Genomic DNA, 26,057 nt, shown 5'->3' with positions numbered 1-26,057 from the left:
ATTTAGGTGCCGGGGCGCGATTGGCAACGCCCGCATGGGCAAAGGATTGCTAGGCTGTGGGCAAAGCCTGCTTGTGCATCGCCAGCAGATCTGCGGGAATGACCAGCAGCTGCGGGGTCTGGGTATAGAGCAGCGCGGCTTCGACCGTGCGCCCCGGATAAACCGCCTGCAGCGCCGCCGCATAGGCGGCCATCTGGCGCAGGATCGCCACCGGCACTTCGTCCAGGCTGGCTGGCGGTCGCCGCGCGGTCTTGTAATCGACCAGGCGGATCCGCTGTCCATCGATCGCCATCCGGTCGATCGTTCCGGCGATGACCTGCCCGCCAACCGTCGCGGCGATCGGCACTTCGGCCAGCGAGCCCGGCCCGAACAGGTCAGCCCAGGCCGGGTCGGCCAGAACCTTTACCGCGGCAGATGCCATGTTTACGCGGGCGTGCTGGTCAAGATCCTGGGCAGTTCGCCCCAGCCACGCCTGCGCTGCGGCCAGCCGCTCTGTCGGCGGAACCTCGGGCAGGCGTTCGAGCAATTTGTGGAGCAGCACCCCGCGTCGCGCCGCCGCGGCGCCCGCACCTGGCGGATACGGCGGATCGGCGCCCTGATCCTCGCCCAGCGCCGATGGCGCCAGCGGGCGTGGCGGCCGGGGTTCGGCCGGTGGCTCGCGTTCCAGCCAGGGTTCCAGCAAAGACAATTTCTGCACAGTCGCCAGGACCGGAGACAACGCCGCGTCGGTCCGCGCACCATATTCCAGCCGCGCCCCCCACAACGGATCACCCAGCCAATCAGCGCTTTCGAACAGACCTTCGAGGCGCGCAAACCAGCTGTCCGGCGCAGGATCCTTCTCCTTCGGCCCCAGCGCGCCGGCAATGAACAGCGCTTCTTCCGCCCGGGTCATGGCGACGTACATCAGCCGCCAATGCTCTTGCCGCTCTTCCGTCTTCGCCTTGGCATCGGCTTCGGCCATGCGCCCGACCCGTTCCGACCGGCGCAGCGACGGCAGCGGGATCGCGCGCGGTTCGCCGCCCAGTTCGCTGGCCGGATCGACCAGTTCAAGCGGACTGCCGAGCGAGCGGTCGGGATTGTCGGCCGCATCGGCCAGGATCACGATCGGCGCCTGCAGGCCCTTGGCGCCATGCACGGTCATCACCCGCACTTGATTGCCCTGCTTTCCAGCCTCGCGCTTAAGCTCGCCCTCGCCCGCGTCGAACCAGCGAATGAAGCCCTGCAGGCTCGGCACTTCACCCGTGGCATAGGCGCTGGCCGCATTGAGCAGTTCGTCGATCGGATCGTTGGACTCTGCCCCCAGCCGCGCGACAAGCTGCCGTCGGCCCTGCCACGGTCCGGTCAGGACCCAGTGGAGCAGCGCAAGGGGCGGTTCGAAATCGGCAAGGCGCAAGAGGTCGAGCAACTGCGCCATGGTCTGTTCGACCAGCGGTGCGCGGCTGCGGCGCAGGTGCTCCCACAGCAAGACCTTGTCCGGGCGATAACCGTGTTCAAGCAAGTCTTCCTGAGACCAGCCAAGCAATGGTGAGGTCAGCAGGCAGGCCAGGTTGAGATCGTCAAAAGGCTGTGCGGCAAAGCGCAGCGCCGCCATCAGGTCGCGCACGGCCAGCGGTGCGGCAAGACGCAGACGGTCGACCCCGGCCACCGGCACGCCGGCCGCGTGCAGCCGCCCGACGATCAGCCCGGCCAGTTCCTTGCGCTTGCGCACCAGCACCATGACGTCACCGGCCTTAGCGCGACGGGCAGTGCCGGGCGCTTCGCCCTTGACCAGCGGAAAGCCCTCGTCGAGCCATTGCCGCACCTGAAGGGCGATGCGGTCGGCCAGGCGGCGGTCGGAGCGGGCGAACCAGGTATCCTCGCCCTCGTCGTCCTCGACCTCATCCTGTTCGCTGCTACTAACCACGCGCCACATGGTGACCAATCCCGGGCGGTCCTCGCCGACGTGCGGCGGCGGCTCTTCGCTCAGGCCGAAGCTGGCGTGTCCAATCCGGCCGATCGCCAGATCGACGAATTCCAGAACGCGGTGCGCGCTGCGAAAGCTGGTGCCCAGACCAAGCTCCTGCAATTCGCGTTCCCGGCGATTTGCGCGCAATTCGACGACGTTCTCGGCCAACCCCCGCATCGCGTGACGGATCCGGCGGCGTGCCCGCTCGAAGTTCTCGGGACTGGTCCCCTGAAAACGGAAGATCGCCTGCTTGTAATCGCCGACCACGAAGAGCGTGCGCAGCACTTCGCCGCGTGCGCCCTCGCCACTGAAGAAATCGCTGACCAGCGCGTCGATGATCTGCCACTGCGCAGCATTGGTATCCTGCGCCTCGTCGACCAGCACGTGGTCGAAACGGCGGTCGAGCTTGTAGCGGATCCAGTCGGCCAGTTCGGACTGGTGCAGCAGGTGCGCGGCCTGGCGGATCTGGTCGTCGAAATCGATGTACCCGGCGCGGGTCTTGGCTTCGTCCCAGGCCAGGGCAAAGCGGCGGCCAAGCTCCAGCGCGGGGGTCAGCCAGGCCGCCAGTGCGACCAGCGCCTGACGTTCGCGCACCGCCAGAACCGAGCCGAGCACCGCCTCGGCGGCATAGACGAAACTCTCTTCGAACTTGGTCAGCGACGCGGCGTTCTTGACCGTGTCCTTTTGGGTGAACAAGACCTTCGACAGGTCCGGCAGACGTTCGAGCCGCTGCGCTGGCGCAGCGCCAAGCCAGTCGGCAATCACCGCCCGGCCATCGACCCCGGTCTTGGCCGACCACTGGGCATAGGCCGCCAGGCAGCAGCGCAGTGACTCGACATCGAACACGTCGTCATCGCACAGCGCCGCAACCGAAGCTTCATCGGCATCGGCGTCGAGACCGATCAGACGCCGCACCGCAGCATCCATCGGGGGTTGCCAAGCCCCGGCCCCGAACCATGCCTGGCGCGCTTCGGCGCAGCGCAGCAGATAGCCTTCGACCGCGTCCGGGCCGAGCCGCTCCGACAGCGTCGCCACCGCCTCGAGCGTCGCCGCATCGTTGCCGCGTTCCGCCGCGAGCAGCAGATCGGCCAGCACTTCGCGCAGCAGCAGCTGGCGATCGCGGTCCTCCATTGCCCGGGTGCCGGGGGTCAGTCCGGCTTCATGCGGGAAGGCGGCGAGCAGCCACTGGGCGAAGGCGTGGATCGTATCGATCCGCAGCCCGCCGCCAGGGCAATCGAGCACTTCGGCGAACAGCGTGCGCGCGCGCGCCTGCGCATCGGGGCCGGAGGGCGCGCCGATCGCTTCCAGATCGCGGAACAGCTCGGTCGGGCTGGCCCGCACCCAGCGCGCCAGCACCTCGTTGATCCGGGTCGCCATTTCCGCCGCGCCGGCCTTGGTGAAGGTCAGGCACAGAATCTGCGACGGGCTGACGTGGTCCTGCAGCAACAGCCGTAGCACCCGCGCCGACAGCACCTGGGTCTTGCCGGTCCCGGCTGAGGCAGAGAGCCACACAACTTCGCCGGGATCGACGGCGGGGCGCTGTTCGCCGGTCAGGGGGTAGACCCGGCTCATGGCGTCATCGCCCAGGCATCGGCGCGGGTCTGCCATTCGTCGAGCCGCATCAGCTGGTCGAAATCGTTGTATCCGCCGATATCGGGATTGAGCCGGGCGACAAAGGCCTCGTCCCCCTTGATCCATCGGGCAATGGCTTCGCGCAAAAAGCCTTCGATGGTGTCAAGAAATTCGCCGCGCGGCAGGCCCGATTTTTTCTGCCCTTCCAGCACGGGCTCGCTGACATAGCCGAACTGATCGGTATTCGCCTTCTTGCCCAGCGACCAATACTCGAACCCGTCCGGCTCGCCCGCAATTCCGGAAAAGCCGCCATCGCGCGCGATCAGGGCGAGCACGCCAAGCTGCAGCGCAAAACCCCGCTCGACCATGCGCGGCGACGGCGGCGCGCCGGTCTTGTAGTCGACGATCACCAGCTTGCCATCGCCGCGCGTATCGATCCGATCGGCCCGGCCGTGGACGCGGACACCGTCGACCTGCATCGCGCCAGGCTCTTCGGTACGCAGGACCTGGCGCCCCTCCGCTTGTTGCGCCGCGATCTCCGCATCGATCCATTCGAGCGCCTTGGCCAATCGCGGCCACCACAGCGTCCGCACCAGGGGGTGTGCCTGCATCGCTGCCAGTTCTTCGGCTGCCAAGGCGAGCAATTCACCCGCGCGCCCGCCGGCCTTGTGCCAGCGATCGAGCACGGCGTGGACCACCGTGCCTTTCCACGCCGCGCTGGGCTCAGCGTCGAGCGGGTCGAGCGCGCGCAGCCTGAGGATGGCGCTGGCATAAAACTGATAGGGATCGGACCGCAGCCGGTCGATCGCGGTCACCGCCAGTGCCACGTCGCGCTGCGCGGCCGAGGGCGTCGGCGCGGGCCGCGGATAGGGCGGTGCCGGACTGGCCCGGTCGATCGTGCGCGCCAGTTCGACTGCGCGCCGTTCGCGATGATTGTCGGCCAGTTCGCCCAGCAAGGCTTCGACCCGCAATACGAAGCGGCTGGGAATGACCGGTGCGCCTTCGTCGCGATTGGCCCAGCTCAGCACCACCTCTGGCGCGCCCAAAGCCCCGGCCAGGTCATGCGCCGCCAGCCCAATGCGGAACTCGCCCGATGGCACGCCCAGTGCGCGCAGGACAGCCGGCGGCAACAAGGGCTCGGCACCGGGGCTGGCCGGCCAGGCACCCTCGGTCAAGCCGCCGCAAATGACCAGATCGGCGCGGCTCATCCGCGCCTCGAGCAGGCCGTAGATCGCCACGCGCGGATGACTGCCCCACGGCGGGCGAACCGCAATCCGGTCCATCGCATCGCGCAACACGGTGGTAATGTCATAAGCGGCGAGCGTGGTACCGACCTGATCCGCGGCATTGCGCAGATCCTCGACCAGCGCCGACAGTGCCCGCCCATCGGCATTGCCCCACAGTGCGGTCCCGCAGAGCGCTTCGGCCGCGACCACCAACCGGTCGAGGGCATCGGACAATGGCAGGGCTTCGGGCCAATCGAGCAGCGGTGCCACGATGCCCTCGACCTCGGCCCACCACGCCTGCACCCCCTCACCCAGCTTCGCCGCCGCCGCGCGCAGCGGCGGCAGGCCCGGCAGCGGGCGCGGACCGCGCAGCGCCAGATCCAGCTGGCGGGCATGGTCGAGCCACGCCGCGCGCGCCTCACCGCGACGGACCAGCGGGTGTTCAAGCAGCGCTAGCAGCGGCACCGGCGCCGCGCCGCTGGCGACGATTTCGGCCAGTTGCAGCAGCACCCGCCCCGCTGCGGTCTGCGGCAACGGCAGCCCGGCGGTATCGTCGGCGGCGATGTTCCAGCGGCGCAGGTGGGCGACGACGCGCGCCGCCAATCCGCGATCCGGAGTGACCAGCGCCACGCGCCGCTCGGGAACTTCCAGCGCCTCACGAATCAGGATGGCAACGGCCTGCGCTTCCTCGCCGGGATGCGCGCTGTTCATCAGCCGCACCCCGGCCAGGCGGCGCTGCGCAGCGGGCAGATCGACCCAGCGCGCGCTGGCGCTTGACGGCAGGAACAGATTGGAAATGGCGCGGCTCCGCTCGGGCGGGGCGGCGGCCAGACCGGCTCGATGCCACTGATCGACTTCGCCGCGGTTCACCCCCATGCGGTTGAGCAGCAGCTTCAAATGGAATTGCGGATGGGTCAGCGCGTCACGCTCGCCAAAGGGCGGATCGTCCGGCCCGGCAGGGGCGCCAGCCGTGCCAAGCAGTTCCCAGGTTTCGTCGTCAAGCGAGAGATCCAGATCGGGCAGGATCACCGCCCCGCGCGGGATTTCGGCCACTACCCGCAGCAGCCGCGCCAGAGCCGGCGATGCGCTGGTTATCCCGGCAGCGACCAGCGGCGTCTCCGGCGGCGTCTCGCGCCAGCGCTTTGCCGCATGATCGAACAGGCGATTGCGCCGCTCCGGCGGATCGACTTCGCCGCGCGCGGTCAGCTCGGCCTGCCACTGCGCCAGTACCGTCGCAAAGGTCCGGGTCGAATCGATCCAGTGCCGGGCCTGGTCGCCAACGATTCCGGCGATCCGCTCCTCGATCAGGTTGTCGAACCCCAGTCCCTCGATCGCCAGCCGGTCCATGGTCCGCCCGGTCTCGAAGGCGAGCCGCAGCAGCGCCGGGGTCGGTGGCGGATCGGGCATGGCCCCGCGCAACAGTTCGGCCAGGCGAAACAACCGCCGGGTCGGATCGGCGGCAGGCGGAATATCCGCGCCTGCCCCCAGAGGATCGAGCAGCGGCCCCAATGTTTCGTCAAGGTCGAGGTCGCCAACCACGGCCATGCGCGGCAGCAGCAAGCCGCTGCCCGACAGCCGCACGAACGCCTCGGTAACGATCCGCTCGGCGCGGCGGCTGGGCAGCAGCAGGGTCAGGCGGGCCAGGCCGAGCTCCGGCTCGGCGTATCGCGGGATCAGCCCGGCGACGAGGGCATCGGCAAAGCCGCGGTGCGCCGCGATCGAATAGACCTGGGGCCCGCCGCGCTCAGCCACCGGCGATTGCGGCCTGGGTCATCGCGATCGCTTCAGGATAGCCAACGTCGAACCATTGCCCGTCGTGGACCAGCCCGTGACAACGCCCCTCGGCGATAGCCCGATCCCAGAACACATTGGTCGAAAAGATATCGGACGGCGGATCGGTGACGATTTTCTGCGCCAGCAGTTGAATGCCGGTCCAGACATAGGGGCGTGGGCGTTTGCCACCTTCGCGGGAGAGCCTGCCATCGTCCGCCAGATCGAAATCACCCTGGCCCTGAGTGTTGCCGGCCATGGCCATTGGCACCACCAGCATCAGCACGTCCATCAACGCTGGATCCCAGGCGGCGGCCATGCGGTGCAAGGCGTGCTCGCTGGTATCGGCAAACCAGTTGTCGGCATTGATGCAGAAGAACGGATCATCGGGGATCAGCGGCAGTGCCTTGATCAGGCCGCCGCCGGTGTCGCGCAGCAACGCGCGTTCGTCCGAAATAGCGACGTCGAAATCGTCGGCATTGGCCGCCAGGTGGGCTTCGATCTGATCGGCAAGATAATGCACATTGACCACGATCCGTCCGATCCCGGCACCACGCAACAGGTCGAGCACATGATCCAGCAGCGTCGTCCCGGCGACTTCGACCAATGGCTTCGGACGATGCATCGTCAACGGCATCATCCGCGTGCCCCTGCCCGCGGCCATGATCATTGCCGTGCCAGGCATTGTGATCATTGCGTGAAGGTGCCGCCGCCCGACTGGCGCAGATCGTCAGGGATGTTGGCTTCAAACCAGGCGCGCACCGGCTCCATCGCCGGGTGGGTCAGATCGCGTTCCATTGCCCCCCAGACGCGGGGGATCAGATCGAGATAGCGGGGCTTGCCGTCGCGCTTCCACAGCCGCACGAAGATGCCGACGATTTTGGCATTTCGCTGCGCCCCAAGCCGGGCGTAGTCGGCCAGAAAATCGCTCCCGACCCCGGTCTGCGCGACGTAATAGTCGAACATCTCGGTCTCAAGCTGCGGCGAGACGTCACGGCGGGCATCTTGCAGCAGCGAGACCAGATCGTAGGCCGGATGGCCGACCAACGCGTCCTGGAAATCGAGCAGGCCCTGCTTCTGCAGCGATCCTAGCAACATGATATTTTCGGCATGATAATCGCGCAGCACGGTCACACCGGGGCGCTGACGCGGCAGCAGCTGGCTTATAACGTCTTCCCACGCCGCATCATGGCCCGCAGCATCGACGCGCAGCCCCTGTGCAGGACAATACCATTCGGTGAACAGCCGCGCCTCGCGCAGGTATTCGCTCAGCCCGTAAGTGGTGAACGGCCCCGGCGGCAGACGGTGCAGGCTGACCAGAGCGTCGATCGCGCCGCGATAGACCTCGGCCTCGTCCTGCGGCCATTCGTCGAGGTAATCGCGCATCCGCACCTCGCCGAAATCCTCGAGCAGAACCAGTCCGCGCGCCGCGTCCTCGGCCAGGATCAGGGGCGCGCGCAGACCATTGGCGTCAAGCCACTTGGCCGCTCGCAGAAACGGCGCCGGATCTTCGTTCGGAGGCGGCGCATCCATCAACATGGCCGACGCATCGCCCCTGCGGATGCGGAAATAACGCCGAAACGAAGCGTCGCCAGGCAGCGGTTCGATTGCCGCGCCAGCCCACCCGGCCCGGTCCAGAAAAGTGTCGACGTCTTCGGGCAATTGCTCGGTCATGGCATCCGCCCTAGCCAATCGGACCCGCCCTCGACAATGGCAATCCGCCCCGTTTCCGCAGTTTCAAGACGGAGCGACAGGCAGCCCGGTTCGTGCGCGAAGCCGCCGGCCTGTTCGGGCCATTCGGCGATCAGCGCGGCCCCTTCGCGGTAGTCGTCGAGACCGATCTCCTCGGCCTCTTCCGGCCGGTCTAAACGATAGAAATCGGCATGGACCAAGGGCAGTCGGACAGCGGGCGGATCGTATGTCTCGATAATCGCAAAGCTGGGTGAAGGAACCTCACCCTGATGGCCCAAGGCGGCGATGATCGCGCGGGCCAGCGTGGTCTTGCCCGCGCCCAGCCCGCCCGACAGCGCCACGACGTCGCTTGGCCGCAGCTGTGCGGCGATGCGCGCGCCAAGCTCCGAAGTCGCGGCAAGATCGGGCAGGTCGATGATCACGGCAGTTCGACAATGGCGGCGGTGCCCTGCCCCGGCTCCGACAGGAGTTGCACGGTTCCGCCATGCGCTTCGATCAACTGGCGGGCCAGCGGCAGGCCCAGGCCCTGGCGGCGTTCGATGGTCTTGCCATCGGCGCTGACTTTGATCCCTTCGAGCGCGCGGGCCAGCGTCGCCGCATCCATCCCCGGGCCGTTGTCGGACACCACGATCTGCGCCTTGCCCTTGCGTCCGGACAGCTCGACCAGAATGCGCCCGCCCGGCGGCGTCGCGGCGATGGCATTGTCGATGAGGTGACCGATGGCGCGGCCCAGCCGGCGGCGGTCGCCGGTCAACCGGCCCGCGCTGCGATCGCCGCGCATATCGAGCGCGATGTCGCCCGCCTTCACGGCGGCGCTGCGTTCCTCGACCAGCTTGGTCATGAACGGCAGCAGGTCGATTTCCTCTTCGGCCAGCGGCAGCATCCCAGCCTCGCTTTGCGACAGGTCGAGCACGTCGTCGATCTGTTCGCCGAGACGTCCGACCGAGGTCAGGATGGCATTGACGTAGTCGTTGCCTTGCTCGCTCAGTTCGCCGCCCAAGCCGGCCTGGAGCAGTTCGGCAAAGCCGCCGATCGAGGTTAGCGGGGTGCGGAATTCATAGCTCATGGTGGCAAGGAAGCGGGTCTTCATCGCGTCGGCTTCTTCCAGCGCGGCATTGCGCTGCTTCAGCGCTTCCTCCGCCTTCTGGCTGTCGGTGATGTCGAGCACCGTCAGCAGTCCGTTGCCGTCGGGCAGCGGCACCCCGGCAAACTCCAGGGTGCGCCCGTCGGCCAGCGCGGTGCGTCCGCCGGTCTGCTTGCGATCGAGCGTCGCGGCGCGGATCGCATCGCCAACCTGTTTGACCCGGCCCGGATGGACCAGGCTCTGCCCGATCCTTTCAAGCAGCGTCTCGATCCTGGGGTGTGTATCGAGGAAGGCGTCGTCCAGCCCCCAGTCAGCCGCAAAGCGGCGGTTCCATAGCTGCATCCGTCCGTCGGGGGCGAACACCGCGACCGATTCGAACAGGCTGTCGAAGGTTGCCGTACGGGTTCGCAGCAAGGTGTCGCGAACTGCGGACAGGCGCAGCTGCTCGGTACGGTCCTCGGCGATCAGCATCATCCCACCATCGGGGAGCGGCTGGGCGACCACGCGCAGGTGCGTGCCATCGGCCAGGGTCCAGCTTTCTTCCTGCGGGGTGGTTGCCGTAAACCAGGCGGTACGTTCGCGGCGCCAGGCCGGAAAATCACGCGCTTCGGGCACGCGCCCGGCATCGCGGGCAATGTCGAGCAGCCGCTCGAACGGCGGCGGGTCGAGCATCGTGGCGGGCTTCAATGCGAAGATCCGCTGGAACGGCTGGTTGGCAAAGGTCAGCTGACGCTTGGCGTCGAACTGCGCGACCCCGGTTGAGAGTTGATCGAGCATGGCGCGCTGGGCATCGCGGAAGGCACGGAAATCGCGGCTCAGTTCCTCCATGTCCTCAACATCGACGGCATAGCCCGCCACGCCTTCGCTACCCAGCGGCAGATCGGACACGCGCAGCGCGCGGCGCTGGCCGTCGATCGTGGCTGATACCATCCGCTCGATCGGCAGCTTCCTGGTGAAGGCCTGCAACGCAACCTGGCGCGCGGTCAGGCCATCGACCGCTTCGACCAGTTCGGTCCCGGCATCGGCAACCGCGCGCGCGTCATCGCCGCCGACCGCGCGGACGTAGGCCTGGTTGACCAACCGCAGATCGCCGTCGGGACTGCGGAACCACATCGGCATCGGCGCGGCTTCGATCAGCCCGACCAGCGCCGCAAAATCGCCGCGGGCGCGGGCCGCATCGTCGCGCAACTGGACCAGCTCGCTCTCGCTGTCGGAAAAATCGAACACCCAGACCAGCGCGGCGCCGCCGGGCGAAACCTGCGGGTCGGCCAGGTGGCCGCGCAGCGCCAGGCTGCGGGTCGAGCCGCGCGGGGTGGCGACCATGCGGAACGGCGCGGCCGAGCGCTGGGTGCGGCGCACCGCTTCGGTAAGTTCAGCTAGCGTTTCCGCGGTCAGCCCCCCGCCCCCGCCATCGATCCGCCCGCCGTCAAGCTCGGTCAGGAATTGCGGGACCTTTTCCAGCCCAAGCCAGTTTGCCAGACGTTGCGGTGCTTCGATCTTGCCGTCGACCCGCACCAGCAGCGGCAGCGCCGGGCTTTCGTCGACCATCCGGCCAAGCCGCCGGGCATGACGCAGGCTGGCCTCGGCGCGGCCCTGCCGTCGCCGCGCGGCCAGAATTGCCCAGCCCGCCGCGATGGTCCAGGCCGCCAAAAGCAGGCCAAGCAGAACCGAAGCGGTGGAGGACAGCGTCATGCCCCCCAGCTATGCGCCGGGGGACACTATGGCAAGGTGCGGAACGCGCCTTAGTAGCGGTAATGATCCGGCTTGAACGGACCCTGCTGCGGCACGCCGATATAGTCAGCCTGCTTCTTCGAGAGGGTGGTCAGCTTGACGCCCAGCTTTTCGAGGTGCAGCGCAGCGACCTTTTCGTCGAGGTGCTTGGGCAGCACATAGACTTCGTTCTTGTACTGCTCGTTGCGCGTGAACAGTTCGATCTGCGCCAGTGTCTGGTTGGTGAAGCTGGCCGACATCACGAAGCTGGGGTGGCCGGTGGCGCAGCCAAGGTTCACCAGGCGGCCCTTTGCCAGGATGATGATCTGCTTGCCGTCGGGAAATTCGACCAGGTCGGTGCCGGGCTTGACCTCGGTCCACTTGTAGTTGTCGAGCGCCGAGATCTGGATCTCGCTGTCGAAATGGCCGATGTTGCTGACGATCGCCATTGGCTTCATCGCCTTCATGTGTTCGGCAGTGATCACGTCCTCGTTGCCGGTGGCGGTGACGAAGATGTCGCAGCGGGTCACCGCTTCTTCCATGGTGACGACTTCATAGCCTTCCATCGCCGCCTGCAGCGCGCAGATCGGATCGACTTCGGTGACCATCACGCGGGCGCCGCCCTGGCGCAGCGAAGCGGCGCTCCCCTTTCCGACGTCGCCGAAGCCCGCGACGCAGGCGACCTTGCCGGCCAGCATCACGTCGGTGGCGCGGCGGATCGCGTCGACCAGTGATTCCTTGCAGCCATAAAGGTTGTCGAACTTCGACTTGGTGACGCTGTCATTCACGTTGATCGCGGGGAAAGGCAGCTTGCCGTCCTTGGCGATCTGGTAGAGGCGGTGGACCCCGGTGGTGGTCTCTTCCGACACGCCCTTGATGTGCGCAACCGACATGGTGAGATAGCCCGGCTTCGCCTTGATGAATGCCTTGAGCGCGCGCTGGAATTCGATTTCCTCGGCATTGGTCGGCTCGGGCATGGTGTCGCCCGCTTCTAGCCGCGCGCCCCACAGTGCGAACATCGTGGCGTCGCCGCCATCGTCCAGGATCATGTTGGCGGTGCGGCCGGTGCCGTCATCCCAGTCGAAGATCCTGCCGACATAATCCCAGTAATCGGCCAGGCTTTCGCCCTTGATCGCGAAGACCGGAATGCCGGCTGCGGCGATCGCCGCGGCGGCGTGATCTTGGGTGGAAAAGATGTTGCAGGTTGCCCAGCGCACCTCTGCGCCAAGCGCGGTCAGCGTCTCGATCAGCACCGCGGTCTGGATCGTCATGTGCAGCGATCCGGTGATCCGCGCGCCCTTGAGCGGCTGGGCTGCGCCGAATTCCTCGCGCAGGGCCATCAGCCCCGGCATCTCGGTTTCGGCAATGCGGATTTCCGCCCGGCCATAGTCGGCGAGGCCGAGATCGGCGATGACGTAATCCTTGACGGCAATATCCGCTGCGCTGGCCACGGGGCAAACTCCTTGAAATCGATCCGATGAAAGCGCGCGCCGGACAAGCGAAAGGCGGCGCCAATGATGACGCCGCCCTTAGCCTCTCATCTTTGGAGAGGCAAATATAAAGATATCTTTATATGCCTAACGAGAAGGCGCGGGCACGACCCGTTGCCCGCGCGCTCCCGGCTGCCCCCAGCCAACCCCCCGGTTGAATCGCTTAGCGGCGCGCCCAGTTGTAGCCGCTGCCACCCTGGCTATCGCCCAGCAGCTGGTCCGCCGCCTCGACCAGCGGTGCGCTGCCCTTGGCTGCAGCGAGGCTGCTGGCCACTTTCTTGAGTTGATCGCAGCCCAGCCACGGATGGCCGTTGCCGTAATCGTTGGCCATGGTCACGCTGATCTTGTCGAGCGCGCGATTGGCACCGGCGGCACCATAGCGCTTGGCCAGGCCGGCCTTCATCTCGCGGCTGGCAGCGTTGAGTTCGCCAATGTGATTGGTGGTGAACCGGCCGTAATCGGCCTGGAAATTGTACTGCGTCGTGCGGCAGCGCAGTCCGGTCACCATCAGCATGATGTCCAGACGCCGCAGCTTTTCGGCCGAGCTCATGCCCGCGGCCTGGGCCGGAACCGTAAACAGCATCGACACGGCGGCAAGTCCTGCCGCGACCCCCTTGACGTTCATTGTGCAGTCTCCCCACGAGTCTCTTCTCGCCCCTGCACAGTCGCCGATCGGGTTTACCCAAAGTTAAACCGGCCCGGTAAAGACAAATTAACCATCGCCGTCCCGCTTGCCCTGTCCGCGCCCCGCCCTATATCCAGCGGGCAATTCGCAACGCGCGCACAGGCGCTCATCCAAGGAGACGGACAATGACGATTTCGGTAGGCGACAAGCTGCCCGACGTGAAGCTGGTCAAGGCGACCGACCAGGGTCCCGAAGCAGTGCAGAGCGCCGACTATTTCAAGGGCAAGCGCGTTGCGCTGTTCTCGGTCCCCGGTGCCTTCACCCCGACCTGCTCGGCCAAGCACCTGCCGGGCTTTGTCGAAAAGGCCGAAGACCTCAAGGCCAAGGGCATCGACGAGATCGTCGGCACCGCGGTCAACGATCCCTTCGTCATGGGCGCGTGGAACAAGGCGGCCGGTTCGGACGCCATCACCATGCTGGCCGATGGCAACGGCGATTTCGCGCAGGCTGTTGGCCTGACCATGGACGGCAGCGCCTTCGGACTGGGCACGCGCGGCCAGCGCTTCTCGATGGTGGTCAACGACGGTGTCGTCGAACAGCTCAACGTCGAAGCGCCGGGCGAATTCAAGGTGAGCAGCGCCGAGCACATGCTCGACCAGCTCTGATCCGATGATGTGGGGGCAGCTGGCGATCAAGGCGGCGCTTTCGGGCGTCGTGATCGCCGCTGCCTCCGAACTGGCGCGGCGCAATGTCGGCTGGGGCGGTTTCGTCGCCAGCCTGCCGCTCACGACATTGCTGGCGCTGGCCTGGCTGTGGCGCGATGCGCCCGACCCGGCCCGCGCCGCCGACTTTATGACCGGCACCGCGCTTTACGTGATCGCCGCCCTGCCATCGTTCCTGGTCATAGCACTGGCCCTGCGCCGCGGCACCGGATTGCCGCTGGCCCTTGCCGCAGGCAGCGCCACCGCGATTGGCGGTTATCTTGTGTTGATGTGGTTAGGCCGGCGTTTCGGCCTTCCGGTCTAGTAACCCATCAGGCTCAGCACTTCCTTGCGGCTGCGGTTGTCGTCAAGGAAGCAGCCCATCATCCGGCTGGTGACCATGCTGACTCCGGGGGTCTTTACCCCGCGCCCGGTCATGCAGCCGTGCTGGGCCTCGATCACCACGGCAACGCCCTGGGGTTGAAGGTTGTCCCAGATGCACTTGGCAACCTCTGCGGTCAGGCGCTCCTGAATCTGCAGGCGTTGGGCGAATCCGTGGAGCACGCGCGCCAGCTTCGAGATGCCGACAACCTTCTGGTGCGGCATATAGGCAATAGCCGCCTTTCCAGTGATCGGCGCCATGTGATGTTCGCAGTGCGACTGGAAGGGAATATCCTTAAGCAGCACCAGTTCGTCATAGCCGCCGACTTCCTCGAACTGCCTGGCCAGATGATGTGCCGGATCTTCGCCGTAACCCAGGCAATATTCCTTCCACGCCCGCGCCACGCGCGCCGGGGTATCGAGCAAGCCTTCGCGCTGCGGATCGTCGCCCGACCAGCGGATCAGGGTGCGGATCGCATCCTGGACATCGTCGGGAACTGGCAGCTTGGCCATCGGACCGGCATCGCCGCCATCGTGATCACAGCTCATCGTCGTCGCTCCTTCAGCGCGGCTTGCGCAGCCAGCCACCACGGCGGAAAAGTCCGCGGCGTTTTGAGAGTGGTTCGAACATTTCCTCGGGCCGCTCTGGATCGAGCAGCGCGTTGTCCGCAACCGATTTCTCCGTATCGGTCAACGCGCGCAAGGCAAACGGTTCCAGTCGCTTACCCTGGCCCGGAGCGCTGGCGATCAGGTCGATCATCGAATCGCCCCTGTCCAGTGCCGCCGCCACCGCATTGACCGGCAAGCCGGAATGCTCGGCCAGCAGGCGCGCCCGAATCCTGCGGATTACCGGGACGACGTGATCGTTGCCCGGTCGCTCTGCATCGATGAACATGTCGCATTCGCTGTCGAGGCCAAGCGATCGATTGTTCATGTTGGCCGAACCGATCCGCAAGATCTGGTCATCGACGATCATCATCTTCGAATGGACGTAGATCGCCGTACCACCGGCGGTATAGGGAATGAAGATGCGGAACTTGTTGCCCGGATCGTGTCGCCCGATGGCATGACACAGTTGAATTCGTGCCCCGTCCATCGCCGCCTGTTCCAGCCAGCCCTCCGCCGTTTCAGGATTGATCAGGACGATTTCCGGCGGATCGGGCTGCGCCATCTTGGCGGCAATCGCCTCGGCAATCACCCGTGAGGCGAAATACTGGCTTTCGGCATAGATAAAGCGCTTGGCGCGCCGAATATGCTCAACGAAAAGCGCTTCGATCTCGCGCACCTCGGCAGTATCCCGATAGGCGGCCCGGGTGCGGGCGATGCCGACCTCGACATCGTGAAACTCGGCATCCAGCTTCGCCGGCCAGGCGCTTTTGTCCTGCGGTGCGCACGGCGTCAGCGGTTCGCCGCCGGCAACGTTCCAGCGATTGCGGCCCAGGGCAGCCAGGGCTTGTGCTGCATCGCCTTCAACCATCATCGTCAGATCATGCCAGGGGCCGTAAAGCTTGGTTCCGTTGGGCCGCCGCCGCCGCGGGTCGTTATCGATGTGTTCGGGGGTGTCCCAGCGGTCCGAAGTCATGTCGATCCCGCCGCAAACCGCAAAGGTATCGTCGATCACAGCGATCTTCTGATGGTGACTGCACCCCAACGGATGGGCCGCGTCGAATTTGAAATCGATCGACGGGTTCATGTACCAGCGGATCAGATCGAGGACCATCGAACCGCGGAAGACAAATTTCAGCGCCCCGAAATTCCACTTGAGCACGCGCACCTGCAGACCCGGGCTATGCTTGCAGAGCCACACGACAAAGGCTCCCAGGCGGGCCGGATGACTCTTGCGACTGGGCCCGTTCCACCACCGCCGCCCCGTCCCTAGCCGGGCCCGCGTATCGAAATCCCAGCCGATGAGATGAATCCGCTGTCGTGCCGCAAGCATCGCTTCCTGCATCAGGGAGAAATAGGCCGCAGCGTCAATGACCACATGGGCCCGGCTCGCCTTGGCAAAGCGCCAGGCTGACCGTGTTACCGAATGATCGTCGAATTGCTCTGCCTGCATGCCTACCCCTGTCGGCCGATCGCCGGCCACACGCTGCGGCCCTCGGCATCTGCCCTGCTGGCCTGGCTTTGCCACGCCAAAGTCAGCATGCAAAACGCATTCCGTGCAAATGTGTTCCTATGGCTGTCCGCCTTGGACCGGGCGGCGATCAGGACAAGGATCGACGCCTCCGAGGTCCGCCACATGTCAAAAGAGCCACCCTTGCGGATGGCTCATTTGGTATGTGGCGCGCCCGGAACGATTCGAACGTCCGACCCTCAGATTCGTAGTCTGATGCTCTATCCAGCTGAGCTACGGGCGCGTTGGAAGGGCGCACATAGGGGCGTCGCCAACGCTTGGCAAGCGGCTAATTTCACCTTTTGAGTGACCGGTGCAGCGCGCACGCCAGGGGCTGATCCAGCGGCGGCATGGACAGCGCGGCCAGCTCGTCGAGCGAGAACCAGCCGATCGCGCTCGCCTCGATCGCAGTCGGCACACCGTGCCATTCCCGACAGATGTAAAGCAGCACGACATGCGGCTGTTCGGGCCGCGCGGCAAAGCTCAAGGGCTCGAGCGCGTCGGGATCGAGCCCAATCCCCAGCTCTTCCTCGATTTCGCGCAGCAAGGCGGAAACCAGCGTTTCGGCGGTTTCGACCTTGCCACCGGGAAATTCCCACAGGCCGCCATGCGCCTTGTCCGGCGGCCGGCGCTGCATCAGCACTTCGCCCCCATCGTTGATCAGGGCGACCGCCACGACAGGAATCAATGTCGGATTATTTTGCACTTTGCGTTCCCGTGTAAACTTTTTGGTAAGGCTCGGCTGCCATTTCTTCGTCGGGACACGCTGATGCGGGGGAAGTCGAAGATGTTCAAGAGCATCATACAGAAGCTGGCCGGGGACGAACAGGGGGCCACGGCAATCGAATACGGCCTGATCGTCGCTCTGGTGGCGCTTGGCGCTGTGACGGCGATGAGCAGGCTGGGCGGTTCTTCGCAGGGCGGCCTGCAGGCAACTGCCGACGCCATTTCCCGGGCCATCGCCCCATAGGCGTGGCGACAAACCGTTAAGGAATTTTCAAGAACTGCAAGTTAACCCGGTGTCGTCCTTTCCGGGGTTCAAAGTTGAAGGGGCGGGTAAGTGAAACTGCTTAAAACTGGAGACCTATCATGAAGTTCATCAACAAACTGATCCGTGACGAAGCCGGTGCGACTGCCATCGAATATGGCCTGATCGCCGCTCTCATCGCCGTTGCTGCGATCGTGGCCATGCAGAACATGGGCAAGAACCTGCAGAACACCTTCAACACTGCTTCGAGCAAGCTGGACTGCGCCAAGACGACTTCGTGCTAAGCGCGTCCGAAGCCTGATCGCTTCGAACAGGAAACGGGGCGGCGGAGAAATCCGCCGCCCTTTTTCTATGCCCGAAGGGACCGCTCGGCAGTCCCGCGGCACTGCGATCAGGATGTTGAATTTTCAGTCGAAATTAACCCCAAATCGCCTGTGCTATTAACAGGTTGGCAAGACTTCCAAGCTATCCCGGTCTGGTCCTCTCCTGGGGTTTTTACGGAGAACGGGCGGGTAAGTGAAACTGCTTAAAACTGGAGACCAATCATGAAGTTCATCAACAAGCTGATCCGCGACGAAGCTGGTGCGACCGCCATCGAATATGGCCTGATCGCTGCCCTCATCGCGGTTGCTGCGATCGTTGCCATGCAGAACATGGGCAAGAACCTGCAGAACACCTTCAACACTGCTTCGACCAAGCTGGACTGCGCCAAGACCACGTCTTGCTAAGTCGGCTCGAAGCCTGAGGGTTTCGAACACAAGACCGAGGCGGCGGAGCAATCCGCCGCCTCTTTCTTTGTGCCGGCTGTCGGTGCGCGATGCACCGGTTCAGTAAGTCACTAGCTTGATTTTCTGACCGGCGGTGATCCGGCTTGATGCAGTCAGTCCGTTCAGCACCAAGAACCGGTCAAGCTTTGCGTCGGTATAGGCCATGCGCTGCGCCAGCGTGTTGACGGTGTCACCTGACCTTGCCGTGATCACCAGAAGCTTGCGCGGCTTCACCGCAGCGGCCTCGGTCGCAGAAATCCGCCGCATCGATCCGTACATCGAATTGAACACGGCCGCGCCGCCTGCCTGGGTGATGGTCAGGAAGTGATAGGCGTGTGTCGCGTCGAACTGATAGGCGAAGACCGTCACATCGACCTGGCTGCCGGCATTGTTGACCCGCGCAGTCGCATAGGCCGCAGGGATCCCGTTGACGGTGGTCTTGCTGATCGTGCCTGGATCGATTTTCGGCTGGTTGGCCTCGGTCAGGCCGGCGAAGGCCGCCCGGACATAGGCGTCAAGGTCGCCATTGTATTGCGCGGCCGTAAACTGCCCCTTGCCCGACTGGCCCGAGATATTCACTGCCTGGGTCCCATTGATCATGAAGAAGCCGTTGGGCGCCTCGAACCCCAGACGCAGATCGGGATGCGTAAACTTGCGGCCTTCGACCACGCCCTGCTTCGGATCATCGCCATAGGTCAGTCCGCTGATCCGGGTCAGGAAGGTATCGCGGTTGGTAATCCCCTTGGCTGCTGTACCGGCATAGGCCAGCGCCGCTCGGACACGCGACGCCGGATCCGGGTGCGTCGATGCCCACGCTGGAACCTGGTTCGTCGAACCCATCAGCCGCGCATCGAGGGCGTTCTGGTTGGCCAGGCTGGTCAACACGGTCGACATTGCGCGCGGATCGTAGCCGGCACGCTTGAGGTACGTGATGCCCAGCTGGTCCGCCTCGGTTTCCTGCCCGCGCGAATATTTGAGCGTAAGCAGCTGCGACCCTTGCAGAAAACCCTTCTGCAGCAACTGTCCGGCCTGGCTGTTGCCAAGCAGTACGCTTGACAACACAGTGCCTAGCACGCCGATGATGGTGTTCTTGGTGGCTGCACTTTGCCGCTTGGCGGCGTGACGCGCGGCAACGTGGCCGACCTCATGGCCCAGCACCCCGGCAAGTTCGGCCTCATTGTTCATCAGCGCGACGAGCTGCCGGGTGGTGTAGACATAGCCGCCAGGGATCGCGAAAGCGTTGTTCACCGGGCTGTTGAGCAGGGTCACGGTGAAATCGCTGCGTGCGCCGGACAGGCCCGATTGCACGGCAATGTTCTTGCCGATCGATTCGACATAGGCGGCCTGCGAACCGGTTTCAGCACCGCCGAATTCGGCCAGCAACTGAGGGTGTGCCTTGGCTCCGGCAGCCTTGTCGGCAGCACTGATCGTTTGGACTGCGCCGCCACTGGTCGCCGCCGTTTGCGCGATCGCGACGACAGGAAGCGCCATCAGGGAAACGCCGCTGACACAGTTGATAAATATCCGGGTGTACCGCTTCATTTGTTCCTCCTCGCGCATGGCAGGCATGCTAACCCGATCCAAACGAGGGGGAAACCGATAAGTTCCCGCGTGTTAACCCTGCATGACGCTGAAACCGCGTCAAACCTGACCGATTTTAAGGAACCGCTCTTCGCGCATTGTCCGCAGTTCGACCGGCTTCATCCGGCTCAACTTGTCCAGTTCCTCGCCGATTGCCTTGCCCACATCCAAAGCAGCCGCTTCGGGGTTGCGGTGGGCGCCGCCGACCGGTTCCTTGATGATCCGATCGATCACGCCAAGCGCCAGCAGATCTTGCGCGGTGGTCTTCATCGCTTCGGCCATTTCCTGCGCCTTGTCGGCCGTGCGCCACAGGATCGAAGCGCCGGCCTCGGGCGAGATCACCGAATAGACCGCGTGCTCCAGCATCAATACGCGTTCTGCGCTGGCCAGCGCCACGGCCCCGCCAGAGCCGCCCTCACCCACGATCACGGCAACCATCGGCACCGGCAGACCCAGGCACGCCTCGGTCGAGCGGGCGATGGCTTCGGCCTGGCCGCGCTCTTCCGCCTCGACCCCGGGGAACGCGCCCGAGGTATCGACCAGGGTCACGACCGGCAGGCCAAAGCGCCCGGCCAGTTCCATCAGGCGGATCGCCTTGCGATATCCTTCGGGCTTGCCCATGCCGAAATTGTGCTTGATCCGGCTTTGCGTATCGTTGCCTTTCTCGTGGCCGATCAGCATCACCCTGCGGCCGTTGCCATCAGGCCCCAGCCGCGCAAAGCCGCCGATGATCGCCTGGTCGTCACCGAAATAGCGGTCGCCGCCCAGTGGCATGAAATCGGTGAAGGCCGTGGCAACAAAGTCGACGAAGTGTGGGCGCATCGGATGCCGCGCGACCTGGGTCTTCTGCCACGGCGTCAGCGCGGCATAGGTGCTGGCCAGCAGATCCGCGCTCTTGGCTTCAAGCCGGCGGATCTCGGCGGAAATGTCGACATCGCCTGTGCTGGCGGTCTGGCGCAGCTCGGCAATACGGGCTTCCAGCGCCGCGACGGGCTTTTCAAACTCAAGGTAGGAAATCATCGCGCTGCGCTAGCCCTGCTTGGGCCGTACCGCAAGAGGATGCCGGGCATTGACCAGGGCAACCAGCCGCGCGCTGTCGACATGGGTATAGATCTGCGTGGTCGCGATATCGGCGTGGCCCAGCAGGGTCTGCAGCACCCGCAGGTCGGCACCGCCTTCCAGCAGGTGGGTGGCAAAGGCGTGGCGCAGCACGTGCGGGCTGACCTTTTCCGGATCGAGACCGGCACGCCCGGCGAGCGCGCGCAGCAGCTGAAACAGCCGCACCCGGCCGAGATGCCCTTGCGCGCCGCTTGACGGAAACAGCATCTTGCCGCCCGTTCCGCGCAGCGCCAACCAGCGCGACAGCGCCTGCCGCGCCCGGCCGCTGACCGGGACCATGCGCTGCTGCCCGCCCTTTCCCGTAACTGTCAGAAACGGCGCATCGCGCGGCACCGCGCTGAGCGGAAGCGAGACCAGCTCGGTCGCGCGCAAGCCCGAACCATAGAGCAGTTCGAGCAAGGCCAGCATCCGGACGGCCTCGGCCTGGTCGCCTTGCGCCTCGGCCTCTGCATGGCTGAACAGTGCGGCAAGGTCCGCATGGGAGAGCAGCCGCGGCAGGGGACGGCGGCTCCGCGGCCGCGGCAAGGCGGGCGATGGATCATCCTTGCGCCACCCTTCATCGACCAGAAATCCAAAGAACTGGCGCAGCGCCGAACACTTGCGCGCGACGCTTGATGCGGCCAGGTCGGACCAGGCACTGCCCAGCGAGGCAAGGCCTGCACCATCGGCCTTTACCAGATCGCCCAGTGCCGCTTCGGCACTCTCCAAATCGCGGCGATAGGCAGCCAGCGTATTGCCAGCCGCACCGCGTTCAGCGGCAAGCATGGCCAGAAAGGAATCGATCGCCGCGGACAGCGGCCTTACCCCCGCGCGACGGCTTCGGCCGCGATCATCTGGGCCTCTGCCGTCATGCCGACGCGGTTCAGGGCGCTGACGATGTGGAACAAGTTGACGCTGGTCATCTTGTCCCAGCCATCACCCTGCATCCCGACCCCGGCAAGAAAGGCAACAAGCGTCTTGTTGTCTACCGCCGCAGCCTGATCGATCAGGGTGGTCCAGCGGGTCTGCCGTCCGGGATCAATCCCCAGCTTGGCGGCAAAGTCCCGCGCTACGCCGGCATCCACCCGGCCCAGGCCGGCCAGCCCGGCAATCAGGAAGCGCGACTTGCGATGGGCTTCGCTGGTGTCGCCGTCATAGAAATCGTCCAGCGCGCCGCGATCGACCGCGGCCTGTCCATTCGGCGCAACCAGAACGAGCTGGCCCCAGGCGAGGCCGCCCTTCTGTGCCTGCGGCAACCAGCGCAGCGCATTGCGGTCAAGTCCGGCTGTCAGCATCGAGGCGACCAGATCACCCGAATCCTGGGCGAATGCGCCATCCGCCGGCATGCGCGCGGCGGCATAAGCCGTCAGCACCTGACGCGAATAGCGCGCCCGCGAATCCGAGCCGGTGTCCCACAGCGATCGGATCGCGGTCATCCGGTCCTGCGGCGTTGCACCGGTATAGGCAGTACGCAGCGAGTCCGCGCGATCAGCCCAATCGCCTGTGATATCGTCCTGCGCATAGATCTGGCTGTAAAGATCGACCATCGCCGCGCTGGACAAAACACCGAAGCCCGCGGCCAGATCAGCGGCTGTGGCGCGGCTGGGCAAAGGCAGCATCGGTGCCGTCGCGGCGATCAGGCTATAACGCGGTCCGGCATCGCGCATCAGATTGGCAGGCGGCTCCAGCCCCACGGCGGTTGTCAGGGCATAGCGCCATGGCGTCATCCCCTCGACATTGTCCCATTCGATCTTGACCGCCTGGCGCGACTTGCCCGCAGCGCCGGCATATTTGCGCGCCAGCAGCATATCGATCCGCGGCCAGACTCCGCCGCGCTCAAGCTGACCGAGCTGGGCCATGCCGGCCGCGCCATCGCCCTGAAAGGCGGCGCAGACCGAACGAATGACCCGCCAGTCGGCGTCCTTGCGCACCCCGCCGTGGACCGCGATCACCGGGCACATCCCGGTAATGTCGGCCGTCGCGGCATAGGCATCCATCGCGGCCTGGGTCATTGCCGGGGTATAGTTTCCGGCATCGACGTCCTGAACCAATGCACGCGCAGCCTCACCCTCGCCCATGCGGACCAAAAGGGCAGCGCGCGAAGCGGCGAAATCGGCAGGGTTCATGCCCGCCGGCGCATCGAGCCGCGAGGCCAGCGCACGGCGCAGCAGGATATGGCCCCAGCGCGATACAAGCACGCCCTTGTTACCGTCGAGCGCCGCGCGGACCAGGTTTGCCGGCTGGCGCGCAACCGACTGCGAAGGCAGGCCGCCTTCGGCGCCCGATAATACCCCCACCCGGGTCACAGAGCGGCGCGCGGCCCCTGGCATGTCGAACTTCGGCTTGAGGCCGAGCAGTTCGTCCAATTGATCGGGCGTCATGGCCTCAAGCTCGCGCAGCGTCGGAATGCGCGCGCCCGAGGGCAGGGTTGGCGCACGCGTCACCGTTCCAGCGCCGGAACTGCTTCCGCCGGGAATGGGTTGTACCACCGGAGACGAGGTTGCGTTCGGCGCAGAGGTGTCTGTCTTGGGCGCAGGCTTCGGCTTTTCAAAACCCGGCGGCAGCAGCGATTCCGGCGAATCCTGGGCAGCGGCCCAGACCGAGGTCAGCGCCAGCGCGGTACCGGCGATCAGCAATCCGGCACGCCTCATCGCGCTGCTCCGGGAAGGACGGCAGGCGCGGTCAGCGGGCGTACCGGCTCGATCCCGGCGTCCCGCCAGGCCAGGACCAGCACGGCAAGGACGGCGAGGCCGAACAAGACCAATCCCACAATCCATTCCCTGCGCAACTTCAACGCCACCCGTGACCTCTCATCCCTAATGCTTGCACGGTGGGTTAGCCTATCTATAGGCGAGACCGCAATGCAGTGCGATCAATCCACGCTTTCTCATGCCGAAATCGAGGCATTGGCACGTCGGCTCGACCGACCGGTCGTGCTGGTCGGCATGATGGGCGTGGGTAAATCGAGCGTGGGGCGCAAGCTGGCCAACCTACTGCACCTGCCGTTTATCGACGCGGACGAAGAGATCGAGCGCGCGGCGCAGATGTCGATCGCCGAAATCTTCGAACAGTTCGGAGAAGACTATTTCCGCAGCGGCGAGCGGCGGGTCATCGCCCGCTTGATCGACGGTGCCGATCATCGCTGCATCATCGCCACCGGCGGCGGTGCCTTCGTGAATCCGGAAACGCGCAAACTGATATTAGATCGCGCGGTCGTCGTTTGGCTCGACAGCGATGTCGACACGCTGATGGAGCGCGTTGGCCGCAAGGATAGCCGTCCACTGCTGCGTCAGGGCGACCCGCGCGAGATCCTGACCCGGCTGCGCAACGATCGCGCGCCATTCTATGGCGAGGCGCCAATTCACGTGAAAAGCACGCCGGGCCCGCATTCGCGCACGGTTGCGAAGGTTCTGAAGGGTATCGACGCATGGCTGTAATCCCTGTGGCTATCGCTGGCGCACCCTATGAGGTGCGGGTCGGCACCGGATTGCTGGTCGGCCTGGTCGACCAATGCCGCGGCAAGCTGCGCAAACGCCGGGTGCCGATCATTACCGACGCCAATGTCCATGCGGCCTGGGGCGCGGTGATCGAGAATGCCCTGCACGAGGGCGGTCACGAAGCGGTGTGGCGGATATTGCCCCCGGGAGAGGCGACCAAGGGCTGGGACCAGCTGGCCGCAACGCTGGACTGGCTGCTGGCCGAGGAAGTCGAACGCGGCGACCACATTCTTGCGCTGGGCGGTGGGGTGATCGGCGATCTGACCGGCTTTGCCGCTGCCGTGCTCAAGCGCGGCTGCCACTTCATCCAGTTGCCGACGACGCTGCTTGCCCAGGTCGATTCGAGCGTCGGCGGCAAGACCGCGATCAACACCTCGGCGGGCAAGAACCTGGTCGGCGCGTTCCACCAGCCCTCGCTGGTTCTTGCCGATCTCGCCGTGCTCGATACCCTGCCCCGGCGCGAACTGCTGGCCGGCTATGCCGAAGTGGTAAAATACGGCCTGCTCGGCGATGCCGATTTCTTTGCCTGGTGCGATGCCAATGCCGCGGCGATGCTGGCGGGCGATCCGGCGCTGCGCGAATATGCCGTGGCGCATTCGGTTGCCGCCAAGGCCCGCATCGTCGCCGAGGATGAGCGCGAAACTACCGGTGCCCGCGCCCTGCTCAACCTCGGCCACACCTTCGGCCACGCCCTGGAAGCCCAGACCGGCTTTTCCGATCACCTGCTCCACGGCGAGGCAGTGGCGCTGGGCATGGTCCTCGCGGCGCGCTTTTCCGCGACGCGGGGCCTGATGCCCATGGCCAGCGCCGAACACATCGCCGCACACTTGCGCGCATTGGGCATGGCGGCAGATATTTCCGGCCTGAGCCTCAATTGCGACGGCCGCTCCCTGGTGGCGCATATGCTCCACGACAAGAAAATGGATGCCGGGACACTGCCCTTCGTGCTGCTGCGCGGGATCGGCGAGGCTTTCCTGGCGCGCGACGTAGCGCTGGACGACGTCGCAGCCTTTCTTGATAAAGAACTCGCGCGCTAGCCAAACAACGCGATCGACTGCATGCCCACCGCGACCGCCTCGCCGCGAGTGTTCCAGATCGCCATGTCCTGGCTCGAACAGCCCTTTTCGGCATAGTTGCCCGCGGCGCGGAGCAGGAACCAGCCGTCGTCGGTCTCCGGCTGCGGAGTGAGCAAATTGACCAGCCAGGTCATCGAACTGATCGGCACCGGCCCGGTCAGCGGCATCACGCCGGGCGGCAGGGCATCGGCCAGCAGGATCAGCGCGACCATCGGATCGAGGCCCTCGGCATCGCGCAGCCGTTCCCACCAGCAGATCACCGGCTCCTTGCCCTCGCTTTGCGGCAGGGCAAAGCGGCGGTCGAAATTGGGGGCAAAGCTGGGCCCGGCGCGCAGCGGCAGCGGAACCGCCTGATCGAGCGGGATCAGGTCGCGCGGCAGCGGCACATCGTGCAGGTGCAGCGGGCTGTGTTCCACCGCGCCCATGAACACGAAGGTCGCGGTCAGGCCGACACCGGCCTCGGAAACGACCTGCGCGCTGATCCAGCTGGCATTGCGGCCGCGCCGGAGAATTCGCGCGCTGACCGAGACCTCGCCCGCCAGCGGCCCGACGAAGCTGACCTGGGCCGAGCGCAGTGGGGGCAAGTCATCCGCCAGGCGCTGCGCCGCATGGAGCGCCAGCGCTGCAGAAAACCCGCCATAGGCAGTGCGTCCCTGCATCCAGTCCTCAGGAATGGCGGCGGCAAATCCGTCGGCGGTCGGGCGAAGGGCGGCAAGGGCGCGGGGCAAGCTCATGCGC

The 26,057-nt window shown here is 65.6% G+C and carries 23 protein-coding genes and 1 tRNA gene; 7 read left to right on the top strand and 17 right to left on the bottom strand.

The window, feature by feature from the left end; genetic code table 11:
- Positions 1–49 precede the first annotated feature (49 nt).
- The 8 genes from addA to ACFFF7_RS06195 form a co-directional block, all read right to left on the bottom strand.
- Positions 50–3,517, bottom strand: a complete 3,468-nt coding sequence (gene addA / locus ACFFF7_RS06230; protein WP_379480516.1) for a double-strand break repair helicase AddA — start codon at positions 3,515–3,517, stop codon at positions 50–52.
- On the bottom strand, positions 3,514–6,495 hold the full coding sequence (gene addB, locus ACFFF7_RS06225; RefSeq protein WP_379480515.1) for a double-strand break repair protein AddB: 2,982 nt from the start codon (positions 6,493–6,495) through the stop codon (positions 3,514–3,516). The genes addA and addB overlap by 4 nt, the downstream gene beginning before the upstream one ends.
- On the bottom strand, positions 6,488–7,198 hold the full coding sequence (locus ACFFF7_RS06220) for a nucleotidyltransferase family protein (protein ID WP_379480930.1): 711 nt from the start codon (positions 7,196–7,198) through the stop codon (positions 6,488–6,490). The genes addB and ACFFF7_RS06220 overlap by 8 nt, the downstream gene beginning before the upstream one ends.
- A 5-nt stretch (positions 7,199–7,203) precedes the next feature.
- Positions 7,204–8,187 (bottom strand): aminoglycoside phosphotransferase family protein, encoded by a 984-nt coding sequence (locus ACFFF7_RS06215; protein ID WP_379480514.1) that lies wholly within the window; start codon positions 8,185–8,187, stop codon positions 7,204–7,206.
- Positions 8,184–8,627: a tRNA (adenosine(37)-N6)-threonylcarbamoyltransferase complex ATPase subunit type 1 TsaE gene (gene tsaE / locus ACFFF7_RS06210; RefSeq protein ID WP_379480513.1), complete on the bottom strand. Its 444-nt coding sequence runs from the start codon at positions 8,625–8,627 to the stop codon at positions 8,184–8,186. The genes ACFFF7_RS06215 and tsaE overlap by 4 nt, the downstream gene beginning before the upstream one ends.
- Complete coding sequence (locus ACFFF7_RS06205) at positions 8,624–10,981, bottom strand: sensor histidine kinase (RefSeq protein ID WP_379480512.1); 2,358 nt, start codon at positions 10,979–10,981, stop codon at positions 8,624–8,626. Before ACFFF7_RS06205 ends, tsaE begins: the two co-directional genes overlap by 4 nt.
- Before the next feature lie 50 nt (positions 10,982–11,031).
- Positions 11,032–12,432, bottom strand: a complete 1,401-nt coding sequence (ahcY, locus tag ACFFF7_RS06200) for an adenosylhomocysteinase (RefSeq protein WP_379480929.1) — start codon at positions 12,430–12,432, stop codon at positions 11,032–11,034.
- Between the two features lie 220 nt (positions 12,433–12,652).
- Positions 12,653–13,114: an S-adenosyl-L-homocysteine hydrolase gene (locus tag ACFFF7_RS06195; RefSeq protein WP_379480511.1), complete on the bottom strand. Its 462-nt coding sequence runs from the start codon at positions 13,112–13,114 to the stop codon at positions 12,653–12,655.
- A 185-nt stretch (positions 13,115–13,299) separates the two neighbouring features.
- Here ACFFF7_RS06195 and ACFFF7_RS06190 point away from each other — a divergent pair, with 185 nt between their 5' ends.
- Complete coding sequence (locus ACFFF7_RS06190) at positions 13,300–13,779, top strand: peroxiredoxin (RefSeq protein ID WP_379480510.1); 480 nt, start codon at positions 13,300–13,302, stop codon at positions 13,777–13,779.
- 4 nt (positions 13,780–13,783) lie between these two features.
- Positions 13,784–14,140 (top strand): DUF3147 family protein, encoded by a 357-nt coding sequence (locus tag ACFFF7_RS06185; protein WP_379480509.1) that lies wholly within the window; start codon positions 13,784–13,786, stop codon positions 14,138–14,140.
- Here the strand turns inward: ACFFF7_RS06185 and folE are convergent.
- The 4 genes from folE to ACFFF7_RS06165 all read right to left on the bottom strand — a co-directional run bounded on the left by folE (position 14,137) and on the right by ACFFF7_RS06165 (position 16,988).
- The gene (folE, locus tag ACFFF7_RS06180) at positions 14,137–14,745 is read right to left on the bottom strand and encodes a GTP cyclohydrolase I FolE (protein WP_379480508.1); all 609 of its coding nucleotides are present in this window, start codon (positions 14,743–14,745) and stop codon (positions 14,137–14,139) included. The two genes, ACFFF7_RS06185 and folE, sit on opposite strands and share 4 nt — an antisense overlap.
- Before the next feature lie 13 nt (positions 14,746–14,758).
- Complete coding sequence (locus ACFFF7_RS06175) at positions 14,759–16,255, bottom strand: phospholipase D-like domain-containing protein (RefSeq protein ID WP_379480507.1); 1,497 nt, start codon at positions 16,253–16,255, stop codon at positions 14,759–14,761.
- A gap of 224 nt (positions 16,256–16,479) precedes the next feature.
- Positions 16,480–16,556: transfer RNA gene (locus tag ACFFF7_RS06170), tRNA-Arg, on the bottom strand.
- A 51-nt stretch (positions 16,557–16,607) separates the two neighbouring features.
- Positions 16,608–16,988 (bottom strand): (deoxy)nucleoside triphosphate pyrophosphohydrolase, encoded by a 381-nt coding sequence (locus ACFFF7_RS06165; RefSeq protein WP_379480506.1) that lies wholly within the window; start codon positions 16,986–16,988, stop codon positions 16,608–16,610.
- A gap of 111 nt (positions 16,989–17,099) precedes the next feature.
- On the opposite strand from ACFFF7_RS06165, the gene ACFFF7_RS06160 reads away from it, so the two are divergent.
- From ACFFF7_RS06160 to ACFFF7_RS06150, 3 genes are all read left to right on the top strand, one after another.
- Positions 17,100–17,282 (top strand): Flp family type IVb pilin, encoded by a 183-nt coding sequence (locus tag ACFFF7_RS06160; RefSeq protein WP_379480505.1) that lies wholly within the window; start codon positions 17,100–17,102, stop codon positions 17,280–17,282.
- 119 nt (positions 17,283–17,401) lie between these two features.
- Positions 17,402–17,584, top strand: a complete 183-nt coding sequence (locus ACFFF7_RS06155; RefSeq protein WP_296678815.1) for a Flp family type IVb pilin — start codon at positions 17,402–17,404, stop codon at positions 17,582–17,584.
- A gap of 261 nt (positions 17,585–17,845) precedes the next feature.
- Complete coding sequence (locus ACFFF7_RS06150; protein ID WP_296678817.1) at positions 17,846–18,028, top strand: Flp family type IVb pilin; 183 nt, start codon at positions 17,846–17,848, stop codon at positions 18,026–18,028.
- Between the two features lie 99 nt (positions 18,029–18,127).
- Here ACFFF7_RS06150 and ACFFF7_RS06145 read toward each other — a convergent pair whose 3' ends face one another.
- From ACFFF7_RS06145 to ACFFF7_RS06130, 4 genes are all read right to left on the bottom strand, one after another.
- Positions 18,128–19,609, bottom strand: coding sequence for a M48 family metalloprotease (locus ACFFF7_RS06145; protein WP_379480504.1), 1,482 nt, complete (start codon positions 19,607–19,609; stop codon positions 18,128–18,130).
- A gap of 99 nt (positions 19,610–19,708) precedes the next feature.
- Complete coding sequence (locus ACFFF7_RS06140) at positions 19,709–20,668, bottom strand: acetyl-CoA carboxylase carboxyltransferase subunit alpha (protein WP_379480503.1); 960 nt, start codon at positions 20,666–20,668, stop codon at positions 19,709–19,711.
- A 9-nt stretch (positions 20,669–20,677) separates the two neighbouring features.
- Complete coding sequence (locus ACFFF7_RS06135; protein WP_379480928.1) at positions 20,678–21,562, bottom strand: tyrosine recombinase; 885 nt, start codon at positions 21,560–21,562, stop codon at positions 20,678–20,680.
- Between the two features lie 5 nt (positions 21,563–21,567).
- Positions 21,568–23,397: a hypothetical protein gene (locus ACFFF7_RS06130; protein WP_379480502.1), complete on the bottom strand. Its 1,830-nt coding sequence runs from the start codon at positions 23,395–23,397 to the stop codon at positions 21,568–21,570.
- A gap of 210 nt (positions 23,398–23,607) precedes the next feature.
- On the opposite strand from ACFFF7_RS06130, the gene ACFFF7_RS06125 reads away from it, so the two are divergent.
- A complete protein-coding gene (locus tag ACFFF7_RS06125; RefSeq protein ID WP_379480501.1) occupies positions 23,608–24,183 on the top strand; it encodes a shikimate kinase in 576 nt (191 codons plus the stop codon).
- A complete protein-coding gene (aroB, locus tag ACFFF7_RS06120; protein ID WP_379480500.1) occupies positions 24,174–25,280 on the top strand; it encodes a 3-dehydroquinate synthase in 1,107 nt (368 codons plus the stop codon). The genes ACFFF7_RS06125 and aroB overlap by 10 nt, the downstream gene beginning before the upstream one ends.
- Here the strand turns inward: aroB and ACFFF7_RS06115 are convergent.
- Positions 25,277–26,053 (bottom strand): acyl-CoA thioesterase, encoded by a 777-nt coding sequence (locus tag ACFFF7_RS06115; protein ID WP_379480499.1) that lies wholly within the window; start codon positions 26,051–26,053, stop codon positions 25,277–25,279. The two genes, aroB and ACFFF7_RS06115, sit on opposite strands and share 4 nt — an antisense overlap.
- Positions 26,054–26,057 lie beyond the last annotated feature (4 nt).

The organism is Novosphingobium aquiterrae, assembly GCF_042434435.1.
GTDB lineage: Bacteria > Pseudomonadota > Alphaproteobacteria > Sphingomonadales > Sphingomonadaceae > Novosphingobium > Novosphingobium aquiterrae.
This window is presented reverse-complemented; position numbering and strand designations above follow the sequence as displayed.

Coding starts and splice junctions, on each gene's coding strand:
- ACFFF7_RS06220 (WP_379480930.1), bottom strand. CDS start 7,198: ATGCCTGGCACGGCAATGATCATGGCCGCGGGCAGGGGCACGCGGATG.
- folE (WP_379480508.1), bottom strand. CDS start 14,745: ATGAGCTGTGATCACGATGGCGGCGATGCCGGTCCGATGGCCAAGCTG.
- ACFFF7_RS06160 (WP_379480505.1), top strand. CDS start 17,100: ATGTTCAAGAGCATCATACAGAAGCTGGCCGGGGACGAACAGGGGGCC.
- ACFFF7_RS06195 (WP_379480511.1), bottom strand. CDS start 13,114: ATGAACGTCAAGGGGGTCGCGGCAGGACTTGCCGCCGTGTCGATGCTG.
- aroB (WP_379480500.1), top strand. CDS start 24,174: ATGGCTGTAATCCCTGTGGCTATCGCTGGCGCACCCTATGAGGTGCGG.
- ACFFF7_RS06150 (WP_296678817.1), top strand. CDS start 17,846: ATGAAGTTCATCAACAAGCTGATCCGCGACGAAGCTGGTGCGACCGCC.
- addA (WP_379480516.1), bottom strand. CDS start 3,517: ATGAGCCGGGTCTACCCCCTGACCGGCGAACAGCGCCCCGCCGTCGAT.
- ACFFF7_RS06215 (WP_379480514.1), bottom strand. CDS start 8,187: ATGACCGAGCAATTGCCCGAAGACGTCGACACTTTTCTGGACCGGGCC.
- ACFFF7_RS06175 (WP_379480507.1), bottom strand. CDS start 16,255: ATGCAGGCAGAGCAATTCGACGATCATTCGGTAACACGGTCAGCCTGG.
- ACFFF7_RS06145 (WP_379480504.1), bottom strand. CDS start 19,609: ATGAAGCGGTACACCCGGATATTTATCAACTGTGTCAGCGGCGTTTCC.
- ACFFF7_RS06130 (WP_379480502.1), bottom strand. CDS start 23,397: ATGAGGCGTGCCGGATTGCTGATCGCCGGTACCGCGCTGGCGCTGACC.
- ACFFF7_RS06185 (WP_379480509.1), top strand. CDS start 13,784: ATGATGTGGGGGCAGCTGGCGATCAAGGCGGCGCTTTCGGGCGTCGTG.
- ACFFF7_RS06190 (WP_379480510.1), top strand. CDS start 13,300: ATGACGATTTCGGTAGGCGACAAGCTGCCCGACGTGAAGCTGGTCAAG.
- ACFFF7_RS06205 (WP_379480512.1), bottom strand. CDS start 10,981: ATGACGCTGTCCTCCACCGCTTCGGTTCTGCTTGGCCTGCTTTTGGCG.
- ACFFF7_RS06115 (WP_379480499.1), bottom strand. CDS start 26,053: ATGAGCTTGCCCCGCGCCCTTGCCGCCCTTCGCCCGACCGCCGACGGA.
- ACFFF7_RS06155 (WP_296678815.1), top strand. CDS start 17,402: ATGAAGTTCATCAACAAACTGATCCGTGACGAAGCCGGTGCGACTGCC.
- ACFFF7_RS06140 (WP_379480503.1), bottom strand. CDS start 20,668: ATGATTTCCTACCTTGAGTTTGAAAAGCCCGTCGCGGCGCTGGAAGCC.
- ACFFF7_RS06125 (WP_379480501.1), top strand. CDS start 23,608: ATGCAGTGCGATCAATCCACGCTTTCTCATGCCGAAATCGAGGCATTG.